The following is a 13,522-nucleotide window of genomic DNA, read 5'->3' on the forward strand; positions in this document are numbered from 1 at the left end:
GGTTCCTTCGATTCAGACGGATCTTCTCTGTCTGTGCAGAAAAGGATAACACGTCAACCTTACTGCAAGCCTACACCCAGCCTACAGTTTTGTAGGAATCGGAAAATTCAGAGTAAAGGTCGTGCCCTTTCCCAGCTCGCTGTCTACTTCAATGGTGCCGTGATGGGCTTCCACAACGGCTTTTGCCAGCGGCAGACCCAGCCCGATGCCCTGTGTATCCTGTGAGAAGCGGCTGCGATAAAACCGCTTGAAGATATGGTATAGATCCTCCGGGTGGATGCCGCTGCCGTTGTCGCGCACTTTGATCTGAACCATGGACGGCAGTGCATTCCACTCTACCTGAATCGTATCTCCGCTCTTTGTGTGGTCAAGGGCATTCTTTACAAGATTGTCCACAGCTTCCTGCATCCAGTCACGGTCGCACCAAAGTGTAACCGCCTCTGAGCCGGACAGAACAAGCTTTTTCTGTTCCTGCTCTGTACGATAGTGATACTGCCGCGCGATGTCCTGCACCATTTCAGCAACATTTTCGTTTTTCTTCTCCAAGACGACCGAACCGGCATCCAGCCGGGTGATTTTGAGCAGATTCTGCACCAGCGTTTCGATGCGGTCCAACTCCTGTTCGGACAGGTCTGCAAACTCTTTGACCTCCGATGGCGAAACAGCTTCGTCCTGAAGCAGACCGTTGTAGATATTCAACGCTGCCAGCGGTGTTTTGAGCTGGTGCGAAATATCTGCAATGGTATTTTTCAAAAAACGCTTCTCCCGCTGCTCGTTGTCTGCGTGTGCGCTCAGAACTGCCGCCAATGCATTAACGGCGTGAAACAGACGGTAAAGTTCTCCCTCCCGGTCGCAGTCCAGTCGTGCATCCGGGTTGCCATCCAGACAACTTTGGATTTGCTGGACTGCCTGTTCCAGAAGCGCGCTCTGCCTTTGAAAATAGCGAAAAAGCACGCCCCAGAGACAGCCGCCCAGAAGCAGAAAAACCAATAGTAACCCGAAAGAAAATACATGCGACGTATGCCATACGATGCCCTGCGTGAGCGCCAATGCCACCGCCCAGACCGCCAGCACGGCTTGGAATAAATTCCGGATCTCCCGGTTTGCAAATACTTTCATACGACACCTTTACCCATTCCATTTATAGCCCATGCCGCGGACAGTCAGCAGCATCTGCGGTTTGCCGGGGTCGTCCTCAATCTTCATCCGCAGCCGCCGGATGTACACTGTTAAGGCACTGCTGTCAATGTAATCCCCATCGCAGTCCCACAGTGCATCCAGAATTTGTTCCTTGGATAGCACGGCATTCGGATGCTGCATAAAGAAGCAGAGCAGCTTGTACTCTGCGCCGGTCAGTTCCAGCAAGATTCCGTTTTTGTACGCCTGTCCCTGCAACAGCCGGACGGTGATGCTGCCCGATTCCAGTACGGGTTCTCCTGCGCTGGACGCATGTGCACGGCGAAGCAGTGCATTGACCCGCGACAAAAGGACACCCAGCTTAAACGGCTTGGTCAGGTAATCATCCCCGCCCATATCCAGTCCCATGATGATATTCATTTCCTCATCCGAAGCAGTCAGGAACAGAATCGGCACGTTGGATGTGCGCCGCACCTTCTGGCAGAAATCGAAGCCAGAGCCATCCGGCAGGGAAACATCCAGCACCAGCAGGTCATATTTTCTGTCCGACCACAGCACCTCGGCTTCTGCCAGCGTCCGGGCTGTATCCAGTGCAAAGCCCTGTTTCTTGAATGCAAAGGTCAGCCCACTGATCAGGCTCAGATCATCTTCCAAAAGGAACAGTTTTCTCATGATTCCCTCTCTTTTCCGCGTTTTGTGTGTCCTACAGGTTCAAAAGCATTATAAGTTTTTTCTGCGAACATTACAATGTGCGAAACGGAAATCAGGCACATGGTATGCTGTTCACAGATGTCCAAAGGAGCGTGCGTTTGAACAAAAAGGAAAAGTCCACAAACACTTCCCCTTATCCCGATGAAGTCATTGACCGTCTGGCGCGGGCATTCTACCCGGCCATCCTTGCCTGTTGGAACAGCGAGGAGGGCCAGCGGGAGTTTGCCGCGTGGCAGGCGGAACAGGCTCATCATGCAAACAACGAAAAACAGAAAGTTCCCACTGGGGCGTTTCTGCCCCGCGGGACGCAAAACGCGGGGCACGGGCTGTTCGAATCCACTCTTTTACCGCCCCATAAAATCCATGCAAAACAAAAAGAGCAGCACCCCATAAGGTGCTGCTCTTGGTGCGACCGGGAGGATTCGAACCTCTGGCCTTCCGGGTCGGAGAACTGCGACAGGTCGGCGCAGACCAACGATAAACCGTAAATTTTGTTGGTTCTGCACATTTGCCGCCAAAACAAGAAAAAGCTCATTGTTGGTTATCACAACAGGCTTTTTCTGCGTTTTGTAGTATGACTGCACAGTAGTGGTCAAATGGTGGTCAACTTTTCAAACAGATGGAAAAGGATCATTACCTCTTAGTCTCACCATAAGCTCTTTTCATAGCTGCTTTTGATACGACCCACTGCTTTCCGAACTTACAAACATCTACGCCGTTCACAAGTTTTCCGTAAGAAACGGCTTTTCGCAGAGTGCTTTCACTCAGTCCCCACAATTCGCTAGCGTCACCGAAAGACATCAAGTCATCAAAAGGCGTACTGACCTGCTCACCATGCTCCCATAATTCATCAGAGGACAAGTCCAATTCATCGTCCCAGATAATGCCGTAGCCGCCGACATCAACGCTGACACAGGCAAACTCTTCGGGATGCTCTTTCAGATAGTTGAAAGCAGGAATCTTTTCAAGCAGAGGCTTGACATCATATAATTTTACAACGCCCTCACTAAATCCAACGCTTAGTTTATAATCAGGGAGAGGTGATACACTTTTAACCTTATGGAACATAAAAGAAACCTCCTTACTCCAGCGGCGGAATTTTCTTAAACTCTTGAGTTTCCCAGATTTCCTGCAAGGTGTTTTTGTGTAGCACAAGCCATTCTCGAACCATAGCTAATGCTTTCGGTGGCAAGTAACCCTCCAAAACCTCACCAGTCATATAGTCAATAGCAGCAACATCATCGTTATAGATGGCATGAATATGCGGTGGATTGTGTTCGCTTTGCAGAAAATACATACGGATAATGATTCCGTAAAATCTGGATAATACCGGCATTTTTACCATCTCCTTGCCACTATGATATCACGATATCGTGAAAATGTCAAGGGCAAATAAAATAAGATTATCATATTGACTTATCAACGTAAGCGGTATTTAATATTAGTATACCCTGCATAGGTATATAGTTGGAGTGTGATTTATACTATGTCGCTTACGGATTCACAATACGAAGATATTGATAAAAAAATTAGAAATACCGGCTTTTTCTCTGAGTACCTTCCACCATGCTTTCGGTTGGATACGAAAGTGTTTCTACATGTACCACAGGAAAACTGCGACTTGATTCAGCCATACAGTTTTAATATGAGTAGATTCAATCAAAATGATTCGCGTAGAATTATTAGCATTCCAGAAATCGGTGCTTATGCAATCACACATTTGTATATGAAAGAAACTCATATTATCAAGGATCTGATAGAGCTTACGGACGGAAATACCTGCTCCTTTTCTCCGATTTTGGATAAAAACTATCGAATTGTGCGGCATGAAGAAGTGTATGATGGTGAAGTAACAACACACGCGGACTTGTCAAACTATGTTTCCAATTTAGCTTCAAAAATAATTAAATCGTCAGGCGCCAAAAAAATCTTGAAACTAGACATATCAAATTTCTATTCGAGCTTTTATATTCATATGATTCCTGCAATTATGCTTGGTGTTGAAGAAGCAAATAATCAATACCAACATATGCGGCGTAGGGAAGCGGTATCGGATATATACGAAAAGTATAGAAAGCTGGATTCTGTTTATCGCAGACAGAATTTGGAGAGAACAAATGGTCTTCTTGTAGGCCCCCTGTCTTCTAGAATCATTGCGGAAGGAATGCTGACAAGAATAGATAGAGACCTCCACAATGAGGAATTGAATTATACACGATATGTAGATGATTATGATGTGTACCTTTACGAAGACAATGAAAAGCAAGTCATAAGCAAATTTATAAAGGTTTTGAAGAAATACGGCTTTTCTTTAAATTACGAAAAAATAAAGATTGTTGACTTTCCGTATTATGTGGCTGAAAATTTGGGCAAAATATTTAAAAAGTATCGAAATAGCAGCGATATCAATATAGAAACGAGTCCCTCGGACCTAATGGATTTGTTTAATACGTTTTTTAATCTTGAAACTGCAGGTATAGAAGGAGCCGTGCGATATCTTTTGAAATGCATCGAGGCCAATCCAATCAGATTGGAAGATGAAGAAAACCAAGAACTTTATCGTGCGTACCTTTTTACAATTTTAGCAAATAATGACCGCTCACTGGTTAAAGCTTGCTCGTTGATACTTAAAAGCGCAGAGCAAGAATGCCTAAAAGAAGATGAAGAGCAGCAAATCATAAAGATGCTGTTAATGCAGCTCACAGAGGAACATGATTTAGAGGTTCTCTGGCTTCTTTATCTTTTGTTGGAAACGCAGGATCCAATTACAATGGACACAAATGTTGTCGATAAAATTGTGCAAGGAAAAAACGAGCTTGCTCAAATAATGCTGCTGAGGAAAGGCGTTTTAACTGAAGAGCAAAAGCAGTTACTTGCGGAGAAATCTACTTCATGGATTTTGGCATATGAATTGTTCTGTGAAGGTATGCTTGCTGAGGATGAAATTGCTTCAAAATTGATTCTTGATAAAAATCTTGTTATGTACAGAAAAATGAAGGAAAAGCAGATTCATTTTTGCTATTAATATTGTAATCAGCGTGATAAGTGTTGTGTGTTTTTATAAAATGACAAAATAGATCTTATGAGATAATTCCCGTAGGCGATTTTGGACAACATAAATGGAGTGCAGGGAGATGGGAAGTTAGATGTTACAGGTTGTACATTTATAGAGGCGTGGGTAACAAAGAAAATCACACCAACTAAAGAAGTTATTGAGAAGTGAGTATAAACTGCCTGTGCAATTTATTATATGAAAAACCTTGACCTTGCAGCAATACAGCGCAACCGGAAGCTAAATGAGTCAATGGCTTGTAGTAGCAACGGAAAATCCATGCAATAGTAGGACTTGATCATAGTCGATTATAGTATAGAAGTTAAAAAAGTGAGTTGGAAAGTATGTGAAAAACGACATGAAATCAAGCACTATACAGGCAAGCAGAAGGCAAAAAACGAACGATGACACGGTGCATTTTGGGGAAACCTATGCCAGCTAGCGTAGTTACTTATAGGCATTCGGTCGGAGAACTACGACGCGGCGCATGATTTGATGATATACTGCGATTTTTTGTTGGTTCTGCACTGCTACGGCACACCGATCACAAACAATATAAAACAATGTGTCAACGATAAAAACTGACCACCGGCAGCAAAAATCACTGCTAGTGGTCAGTTGGTGGTCAATCTTCGAAATTCATATTTTCTAATTGTACAGGCTGATTCTGCCCGGCGTAAATCACGTCTGTGATATGAACGCAGAGATTTGATTCGTTTATCCAGAAGTAAATATAATAGTTTTTGCTTACCAAGCGGTGAATGCCCAGACTGTGCCATGGTTCTTCCGGTGTAAGATGAACACGGTGAGGGAACATATCCAATGAATTGATGGCCTTTTGCAATGTTCGCAGTAATTTAACCGCAGTTTGTGGTTCCATCAAGTCAACCGCAATATAGTGGCTGATTTCGCGCAGAGATTGCTCTGCACGTACAGTGACTTTGACCTTATACTGCTTTTCCATTCTGAATCTCACCAATTAAACGGTCAAATACTTCATCGGAAGGTGCCGCTTGATTCTGCTTGGCCTGAGCATAACCGGCAGACATTCGTGCATTGAATTCAGCATCGTTCATTTCACTTCGGGATTTGGGCCGCGCTGCAGGAACGGAGGGACGAAACGGCAGTCCGTTCCAAAGGACAATTTGCCTATAGAAGATATTGATTGCAGTGGAAACGGGAATTCCTAAATCGGAGAGGATGGTTTCAGCCTGTTCTTTGACTTCCGGCTCAACCCGCGCAGTAACATTAGAAGTTTTGGTTGCCATGCAAAGCACCACCTTTCTAAGTTTCAGTATAGCACATTGTATTACATATTGCAATACAAATGCGTGGCGGCTTGGCTTTATTTGCTGCCCAGAGAAATCGGCTGTTTTTTTGTGGAAAAATATCCCGGAACCGTGGGTTACAGCGCTTCAAAACGGATTTGCTGCAAATCCGCAGGGCCTTCGCCGTGGTAGATCAGATAGAGCGCCGCTGTGCCGGTAGCGTGTAGTAGAGGTAATAGCGGCGTCCTTGCCCTGCACCACATCGGGCGCGTACAAATCAGTAACACCGGGGCGGGTGTGGGGGTCCTGTTCGGCGGTGTACATAACGCCCTCATATCGCCAGTCGCTCAGATCGTCCAGTTGGGCAGACCAGCCGACATAGTCGCCTTTAGAGCAGTAGCGGTCACCGCCCTTGGTATCGTGGGAGCCGAACAGATAGATACGGTCCCCAAAGATATGCGGCTCGCCGTCGGGGGTGTACTCCCACAGGGGAAGAAACGGGTTCATCGCTTGTTTTTTTATGGGGATTTTTCCTTACTTGTAACAAAGCTGCAGCCTGGGGCTTATCAATCGGCGGCGTAGCTGCCCAGGAAGGCAAGGCTCGGCTTCGGGTGGCGGGTCTGGCCGTTGGCACGGTCGACGGCAATCAGGCCGAACGTCATCGAAAAGCCCTTCTGCCACTCAAAGTTGTCAAGCAGGCTCCAATGCAGATAGCCCTTGATGGGCAGGCCCTCGGCAAGGCAATCCTGCACACCGGCCAGCGCCTGCCGGATAAACTCCACGCGGCGGGTATCGTCGCCGGTGCCGATGCCGTTCTCGGTAATCAGCAAATCACCGTGGAAATCCTTGGCCACGGCGCGCAGCACGTTGGCCAGCGCCTGCGGGTAAAACTCATAGCCCATCTGGGTAAGCTCCGCGCCCTCCGGCATAGGCAGCTGGCCATCGGGGCCAATGCGGGTGCGTGTGTAGTTCTGCACGCCCAGAAAATCATCGTTCTGGATGTAGGGCAGATAGTGGGTAAATTCCTCGGCCCACTCCTTGGCGGCCAGTGCCTCACAGCCCGGCTCCGGCTGTAAATCGTGCAGGCTCAGGGTCAGACCGACCTTCAATTCGGGGCAAATCGCCTTGATGGCATCCCGCGCCGCGGCGTGGGCGCGCATAATGAGCAAATCGCCCTCCGGCGTGCGCTGCGTCTGGAAGGTCTGCGGGTTCTCGGTGCCGAAAAGCGCCAGTGATTCCGCGGCGGCTGCCTTGCGGTTTTCCAGCATCTTCTGCAAATTCATACCCATCTGCACGCTGCTTTCGGCCTGCCCGGCGGCTGCTCTGGCCGCGGCGGCCTTCTGCATCTGCATCATGTAGCGCTTCGAGATGGCAGCAATCTGCAGGCCCACATTGGCCTCGTTGATGGTGCAGATATAGTGCAGCTCATCGCCGAGAGCCTCCACAACCTTGACGGCATAGCGCTTGAAATAGTCAACCGTGCTCTCGGCCTCCCAGCCGCCGCGCTCAATCAGCCATTTGGGGCTGGAAAAATGATGCAGCGTCACCACGGGCTCAACACCGTGCTCGCGGCAGCAGCGGATCACCTTGCGGTAATGCTCCAGCTCGGACTCGTCAAAGCAGCCCTCCTGCGGCTCCACGCGCGCCCACTCGATAGAAAAACGGTAGGCATTCAGCCCGGCCCCGGCCATAAGGGCGATGTCCTCCTCGTAGCGGTGGTAGTGGTCTACGGCATCGTTGCTCGGCTCGGCAAAGCTGGAATGTTCCATCTGCTCCTGTGCCCACAGGTCGCTGTAGCGGTTGTTGCCCTCCACCTGATGCGCCGCCGTGGACGCACCCAGTAAAAACTCCTTGGGAAATTTCATAGTGTTGTCTCCTTGCGTTTGTGTTACATCCATCATAAAGTGCGGAAATGCAAAGAAAATAATATGGCGTTTGTTTGGTCTGTCAGCAGAGCTGGTTGAGCTTTGTCAATAGCTGCGCAAACAGTGCCTCGCCGCCCGGCATCATGCCTTTCAAGTCGTTGAAGCTCTTGCCGGCAAGGAATGCGGCGGCAGGACCGTCCAGCATACCCGGCAGGGCAGCGGAAAGCACCGCCTTGGCGTCGGCGTCCGCCAGCATGGTGCGCAGCGGTGTGTCCATCGTAAAGCGCTGCGGGGTTAAATCGGTTTCAGTGGCGTAGGAATACTGATAGCTGCCGCTGCCCAGCGTGATGGAGCCTTCCTGCTCCGGCAGGAAAAGCTGTGCGGTGGTGTTGGCGGGGATTTCCACCTCCACGGTGATGAGATGGTTCAGGCACTGCCACGCAAGGCGCACCCTGCCGTAGGGGGTGGTGCGCAGGGCACAAGCCTGCGTGATGCCCTGAATCAGCTGCGGCTGCAGCGTAATGGCGCGGTAGCCCGGTTCAGCCGGGCGGATACCGACCAGCTGCTCCAGCAGCCAGTCACCCACAGCGCCAAAGGCATAGTGGTTAAAGCTGTTCATGCCGCTTTCGTCAAAGCTGCCGTCGGGGCGGACGCTGTCCCAGCGCTCCCACATGGTAGTTGCGCCGCAGCGCACCTCATACAGCCAACCGGGGAAATCTTCGTTCAGCAGCAGCTTTCCGGCAAGGTCATTGCGGCCGATTTTAGAAAGCGCGTCCATCAGAATCGGCGTGCCGATAAAGCCGGTTGTCAGGTGCCCCTGATGCTTGTCCAGATTCTGTACAAGGCTTTGGGCAATGCGGTCGCGGTGCTCCGCCCTGGCAAGGTCAAACAGAAGAATCAGCGCCAGCGCGGTCTGAGTTTCGCCCACCACGCGCCCGGTTGCGGTGATGTACTCCTGCTGAAAACCGCTGCAGATTGCGCGGTGCAGCGCGGTATATTCGGCTACCTCCTGTGCTTTGCCCAGCACGGCCGCCGCCTTGGCAAGCAGCCGGGTACAATGTGCATAGTAGGCGCTGGCAATCAGGTAGGCATCGGTGCTGCCGCGGTTGCCGCGGCCCTCCTCGCGGTCAAGGGCCAGCCAGTCGCCGTGCTGAAAGCCGCACTGCCGCAGATGGTCGGGCGTTTCCTGACGGCGCATATACTCTACCCACGCTTTCATGCTGGGGTATTGCCGTTCCAGAATATCCCGTTCGCCGTAAAGCTCGTAGAGCGTCCACGGAATGGTGACGGCGGCGTCACACCAGACGGCAGCGCCGCCGCTGCCCTGTCCGTTCACGTTCGGCACGATGTGCGGCACACCGCCGTCCGCGGCTTGTCCAATGGCAAGGTCGGCCAGCCACTTGCGGAAAAAGCGGTAGACGTCCTCATTCTGCGCGGCGGTGCGGCAGAAAACAGCAGCGTCACCGGTCCAGCCCAGCCGTTCATCGCGCTGCGGGCAGTCGGTAGGCACATCGACAAAGTTGGAGCGCTGGCCCCACACGATGTTCGCCCACAGGCGGTTGACCAGCGGGGAGGAGCAGGAAAATTGCGCGGTGGCGGCAGCGTCCGTGCCCAGCACCAGCGCGGTGAAGGCGTCAAGCGGCGGATTGCCGCCCATGCCTGCAATCGAGACATAGCGGAAGCCGTGGTAGGTGAAGCGGGGGACAAACGTATCCTTGCCGCCGCTGCACACAAAGGTATCGGTGGCCTTGGCGGTGCGCAGGTTGGCAGTATACAGGCTGCCGTCCGGCGTCAGGGCCTCAGCAAAGCGCAGGGTGATTTCCTGCCCGGGGGAACCCTGCCAGTCCAGCCGGACAACACCGGCCATATTCTGGCCGAAATCCAGAATCGGCGTGCCGTCCGGCGTATGCAGCAGCTGCACGGGGGCGCGGCGCTCGAGCACGCGCACCGGCTCGCATTGCTGGGGAACCAGCGCCGGGGCATGGGCGTTCAGATCTTCTGCAAGGACAACCGGCTGCGGTGCAGTTGGCACAGCGGTGCGGTCGATGCGCTCACCGTGGTAGAACTCCGCCTCGCGGTGCTGCCCAAGGTACCACTGCCAGCGCACATCGGTGGCAACCGTGACGCGGTGGCTGTCCATGCAGGTGAGAGAAAGCTCGGCAAAGATGGCCGTCTGCTTGCCGTACACCTGCCGCGTTCCGTTCAGATAACCGGCATACCAGCCGTTTGCGGTGGTGATTTCCAGCGTGTTTTCCGGCTGAATCAGCGCCGTGACGTCATATACCTGATATTGCAGGCGGCTGGCGTACTCGGTCCAGCCGGGGGCAAACCAGTCCTGCGAGACCTCCTGCCCGTTCAGCCGCACGGTATAGATGCCGCAGGCGGAAAGATACAGCCTTGCCTTCTGCACAGGCTCGGCAGAAAAATGTCGCACAAAAACAGGACATTCGCTGTGATTGTCCGCCAGGGTGTGGGTAATCCACTGCGCGGTGAGAAAGCGCGGCGCAAACAGTGCCGTGGAAAATTCGGCCTTGCCCTGCGCGGACTCGCCGTGGTTATCCCAGACAGTCAGCTCCAGTGTGTAGCGGCATTCCTCGTTCAGCGGCGGGCCCGCATAGCGGACGGCGGCGCTCTCGCTGCCTGTGATGCGCCCGCTGTCCCAAAAGGGCATCAGGCCGTCCCTGATACAAATCCGGTAAGCGGTCTGGTGTACGTTCTGGCGGTCGCTTTCGAGCTGCCAGCCCAGATACGGCGTCGGCTCACTCAATGCGGCAGGGTTTTCCTGCCGGTCAATCAGAATTTTGGAAACCTTCAGCATAGCTTTCCTCCTGTTTATTCCCCGGCGCACGCCGCATCCAGTGCGTGCAGCACCTCCGGCGGCAGGGCCTGACCGCCCATCGAAAGCAGCTTCTTTAGGCTCATGCTCTTCATCTGGGCCAGCATCGGGCTTTCCAGCATCGGTCCCAGCACCTTTGCCAGCACGGCGCGGGCTTTCTCGTTTTCCAGCAGGGTGCCCAGCGGCAGGTCGGCGGCACTGGGGGCAGCCTCATGCACAGGCAGAGACTGCGCAGCAACAGGGGTGAAGCCGATGCCCAGCTCGGCCACCAGCTCGCCCAGCGTCACGCGCAGCAGCGCACCCTTGGCACCGCCCTCGCTGCGGATAATTGCCATAGCGGCACCGTCATACAGCGGGCAAACCGGCCCGGCAAAGGGCAGCAGGCGGTCTGGCTTGGGGTCGGCGGTGCCCAGCACGGCCAGTGTGCCGCCGCCCAGCAGCTCCACCTTGATTTCGCGCTGGTCGGCAAGAACCGGGTTTCCGGCGGCGTCAACGCACTGAATCTGCACAAAGCAGAGGTCTTTTCCGTCCGCGGCGATGGCGGGGCGGTCGGCCGTCAGGCGCAAAGCGGCGGTTTCGCTTGCGGTTGCCAGCGTGTCGCGGCCCGTTTCAACGCTGTTTTTGTAGCTGACAGCCTCCAGCGTGCCAGGCTCATAGGCAAAGCGGAACACCGCAAGGTACTCCTGCGCTTCGGTGCAGGGCTTGCGGCCGAGGGAACGGCCGTTCAGCAGCAGCTCTACCTCGTCGGCGTCGGCGTAGATATTGACTTCCACGTCCTGCCCCTCGCAGCCGGGGAAGGTGTAGTTGCGCTGCACCGGCAGCCACGCCCACGAAAGCCGTGCCAGATGCTTGTCAACCAGCTCGGGCGGCAGGCAGAAGATATGCGGTGCGTCGTTGCCCCAGATTACATCGCGGTAATAGCTCTGCGGGCGCTTGCGGCCCAGCAGGTCAAAGTCGCCGCAGTTGGCGGTCAGCCACGGCCATGCGGGCTGACTGGGGCGCGGCTCGGCGCTGACCTCCCAGCGGCCCACGCCGACCTCACCGATGTAATCCCATGCCGTCCAGACAAAATCGCCGATGACATTGACATTGTCACGCGCGCCCTGCCAGCTCAGCAGTGCGGCGCGGGGGTAGCTCTCGGAGCCGTAAATCACGCGGTCGGGGTACTTTTCGGCATCGTAGGCGTAGCGCGCCACCTTATAGTTGTAGCCTGCCACGTCCAGCGGGGCAAAGTAGGGCGCGGTGCCCGGGCCCCAGATGTCGCGCCCCTCGGCAAAGGTGTCGTAGGCCATATTCAGCGCCTGGTTGCCGGTGGTGCCGCCTGCGGGGCGGTTGCCGTATTCCGAGAACAGCGCGCAGGCCGTGGCCGATACCGGGCGGCTTGCGTCCAGCGAACGCACCTTGTCGGCAAGACGCTTTGCCCATGCAAAGCCGTCCGCCGTGCCGTCGCGCTCCTCCACCTCGTTGCCGGTGCTCCACATCACAATGCAGGGATGGTTGTAGTCGCGGGTAATCATATCCTCGAGGTCTTTTTCCCAGCACTGCTCAAAGGTGACGTGCAGGCCAAAGCTGGTGCGGCCCATGACCCACTCGTCAAAGGCTTCCTCCACAACCAGCATACCCAGCTCATCGCAGGCGTTCAGGAACGCCGGGCCAAAGGGGTTGTGCGCGGCGCGGATGGCATCAAAGCCGCTCTCCTTCATCAGGCGGATCCGGCGGCGCTCGGCGGCGGCATGGTCAGCCGCACCGAGAATGCCCAAGTCATGGTGGATGCAGCCGCCCTTCATCGTGCGGGGCTGACCGTTCAGCAGCAGACCGGTCTTGCTGCTTACCTGAATTGTGCGGATGCCAATGCGCTGCTCTGCCGTGTCGGCGGTTCCGTTGGCGGTGACGGTCACGCGCAGGATGTAGAGGGCGGGTGTTTCCGGCGTCCACGGCGTAATGCCGTTGGCGGCAAGCTGCACCGTTCCAAGGCCCTCTGCCGTAGCCAGCACCTGCCCCTCTGCGTCCACCAGCTCATAGGTTACGCTGTCCGCCGTGCCGGTCAGTGCGGTGCTGACCTCTACCACAGCGCTGCTGCCGTCCAGCGCGGCGGTGGTGGCGCGGATACCGTGCGGCGCGGCGCTGACAGCCCCCGCCATGTGCAGCCACACGCTGCGGTAGATGCCGCAGCCCACATACCAGCGGGAGTTAGGCTTGGTGCGGTTGTCGGTGTAGACGGTGATTTCATTATCGCCCGCCTGCAGCAGATTCGTCACCTCCACCCAGAAGCCGGTATAGGGGTTGTTGTGCTTGGCGATCGGCTTTTTGTTCAGCCAGACCTCGGTAATGCCGGCAATGCCCTCAAATTCCAGCCAGAAGCGCTGGCCGATGATTTCCGGTTCCACGGTAAAGCTCTTGCGGTAGTAAAGACCGGCGCAGGCCATAAAGCCCTCATCCAGCCCGGTCGCTGCCTCGGGTGAGCGTGCTTTTTCCACGGCGTAGTCATGGGGCAGGCTTGTTTTTTTCCAGCCCTGCAGCATACCCACCATCAGGGGGTTCTGCAGGCTGCTTTCAAGATATTCCCAGTTCTGGTTCAGGTCAAATCGTTGCATAATGTTCTCCTTTGCAGTGAGGTTCTTGTGGGTGTGCTATTTGCTTGTCTCTATCATAC

12 protein-coding genes are annotated in these 13,522 nt (G+C 54.0%); 2 read left to right on the forward strand and 10 right to left on the reverse strand.

Annotation, left to right across the window (positions count from 1 at the left end; translation table 11 throughout):
* Window positions 1–81: 81 nt before the first annotated feature.
* Window positions 82–1,119 (reverse strand): HAMP domain-containing sensor histidine kinase, encoded by a 1,038-nt coding sequence (locus PG062_RS14020; protein WP_270752714.1) that lies wholly within the window; start codon window positions 1,117–1,119, stop codon window positions 82–84.
* 9 nt (window positions 1,120–1,128) lie between these two features.
* A complete protein-coding gene (locus tag PG062_RS14025) occupies window positions 1,129–1,809 on the reverse strand; it encodes a response regulator transcription factor (RefSeq protein ID WP_270752715.1) in 681 nt (226 codons plus the stop codon).
* Between the two features lie 137 nt (window positions 1,810–1,946).
* On the opposite strand from PG062_RS14025, the gene PG062_RS14030 reads away from it, so the two are divergent.
* On the forward strand, window positions 1,947–2,336 hold the full coding sequence (locus PG062_RS14030; protein ID WP_270752716.1) for a hypothetical protein: 390 nt from the start codon (window positions 1,947–1,949) through the stop codon (window positions 2,334–2,336).
* Window positions 2,337–2,481: 145 nt separating this feature from the next.
* Here PG062_RS14030 and PG062_RS14035 read toward each other — a convergent pair whose 3' ends face one another.
* Both PG062_RS14035 and PG062_RS14040 read right to left on the reverse strand, forming a co-directional pair.
* Entirely contained in the window at window positions 2,482–2,916 is a 435-nt protein-coding gene (locus PG062_RS14035; RefSeq protein WP_270752717.1) for a helix-turn-helix domain-containing protein, read from the reverse strand.
* 13 nt (window positions 2,917–2,929) lie between these two features.
* Entirely contained in the window at window positions 2,930–3,184 is a 255-nt protein-coding gene (locus PG062_RS14040) for a DUF4160 domain-containing protein (RefSeq protein WP_270752718.1), read from the reverse strand.
* 309 nt (window positions 3,185–3,493) lie between these two features.
* On the opposite strand from PG062_RS14040, the gene PG062_RS14045 reads away from it, so the two are divergent.
* A complete protein-coding gene (locus PG062_RS14045; protein ID WP_270752719.1) occupies window positions 3,494–4,873 on the forward strand; it encodes an RNA-directed DNA polymerase in 1,380 nt (459 codons plus the stop codon).
* Between the two features lie 652 nt (window positions 4,874–5,525).
* On the opposite strand, the gene PG062_RS14050 is transcribed toward PG062_RS14045, so the two are convergent.
* The 6 genes from PG062_RS14050 to PG062_RS14075 form a co-directional block, all read right to left on the reverse strand.
* Window positions 5,526–5,864, reverse strand: coding sequence for a type II toxin-antitoxin system RelE/ParE family toxin (locus tag PG062_RS14050; protein WP_270752720.1), 339 nt, complete (start codon window positions 5,862–5,864; stop codon window positions 5,526–5,528).
* Entirely contained in the window at window positions 5,848–6,168 is a 321-nt protein-coding gene (locus PG062_RS14055; protein ID WP_270752723.1) for a type II toxin-antitoxin system RelB/DinJ family antitoxin, read from the reverse strand. The genes PG062_RS14050 and PG062_RS14055 overlap by 17 nt, the downstream gene beginning before the upstream one ends.
* A gap of 147 nt (window positions 6,169–6,315) precedes the next feature.
* Complete coding sequence (locus PG062_RS14060) at window positions 6,316–6,675, reverse strand: glycoside hydrolase family protein (protein WP_333559430.1); 360 nt, start codon at window positions 6,673–6,675, stop codon at window positions 6,316–6,318.
* A 59-nt stretch (window positions 6,676–6,734) separates the two neighbouring features.
* Window positions 6,735–8,033 (reverse strand): glycoside hydrolase family 1 protein, encoded by a 1,299-nt coding sequence (locus PG062_RS14065; RefSeq protein ID WP_270752724.1) that lies wholly within the window; start codon window positions 8,031–8,033, stop codon window positions 6,735–6,737.
* Window positions 8,034–8,115: 82 nt separating this feature from the next.
* Window positions 8,116–10,851 carry an alpha-L-rhamnosidase gene (locus PG062_RS14070; protein WP_270752726.1) on the reverse strand — a complete coding sequence of 912 codons (2,736 nt, stop codon included), beginning with the start codon at window positions 10,849–10,851 and terminating at the stop codon, window positions 8,116–8,118.
* Between the two features lie 14 nt (window positions 10,852–10,865).
* Window positions 10,866–13,463, reverse strand: coding sequence for a glycoside hydrolase family 2 TIM barrel-domain containing protein (locus PG062_RS14075; protein ID WP_270752727.1), 2,598 nt, complete (start codon window positions 13,461–13,463; stop codon window positions 10,866–10,868).
* Between the last annotated feature and the right edge of the window lie 59 nt (window positions 13,464–13,522).

Source organism: Gemmiger qucibialis, from assembly GCF_027689445.1.
In the GTDB taxonomy this organism is placed as follows: Bacteria; Bacillota; Clostridia; order Oscillospirales; family Ruminococcaceae; genus Gemmiger; species Gemmiger qucibialis.

Bases quoted from the DNA above. Each gene is read 5' to 3' on its own strand.
- PG062_RS14020 (WP_270752714.1), bottom strand. From the start codon at position 1,119: ATGAAAGTATTTGCAAACCGGGAGATCCGGAATTTATTCCAAGCCGTG.
- PG062_RS14025 (WP_270752715.1), bottom strand. From the start codon at position 1,809: ATGAGAAAACTGTTCCTTTTGGAAGATGATCTGAGCCTGATCAGTGGG.
- PG062_RS14035 (WP_270752717.1), bottom strand. From the start codon at position 2,916: ATGTTCCATAAGGTTAAAAGTGTATCACCTCTCCCTGATTATAAACTA.
- PG062_RS14040 (WP_270752718.1), bottom strand. From the start codon at position 3,184: ATGCCGGTATTATCCAGATTTTACGGAATCATTATCCGTATGTATTTT.
- PG062_RS14045 (WP_270752719.1), top strand. From the start codon at position 3,494: ATGAGTAGATTCAATCAAAATGATTCGCGTAGAATTATTAGCATTCCA.
- PG062_RS14050 (WP_270752720.1), bottom strand. From the start codon at position 5,864: ATGGAAAAGCAGTATAAGGTCAAAGTCACTGTACGTGCAGAGCAATCT.
- PG062_RS14055 (WP_270752723.1), bottom strand. From the start codon at position 6,168: ATGGCAACCAAAACTTCTAATGTTACTGCGCGGGTTGAGCCGGAAGTC.
- PG062_RS14060 (WP_333559430.1), bottom strand. From the start codon at position 6,675: ATGAACCCGTTTCTTCCCCTGTGGGAGTACACCCCCGACGGCGAGCCG.
- PG062_RS14065 (WP_270752724.1), bottom strand. From the start codon at position 8,033: ATGAAATTTCCCAAGGAGTTTTTACTGGGTGCGTCCACGGCGGCGCAT.
- PG062_RS14070 (WP_270752726.1), bottom strand. From the start codon at position 10,851: ATGCTGAAGGTTTCCAAAATTCTGATTGACCGGCAGGAAAACCCTGCC.
- PG062_RS14075 (WP_270752727.1), bottom strand. From the start codon at position 13,463: ATGCAACGATTTGACCTGAACCAGAACTGGGAATATCTTGAAAGCAGC.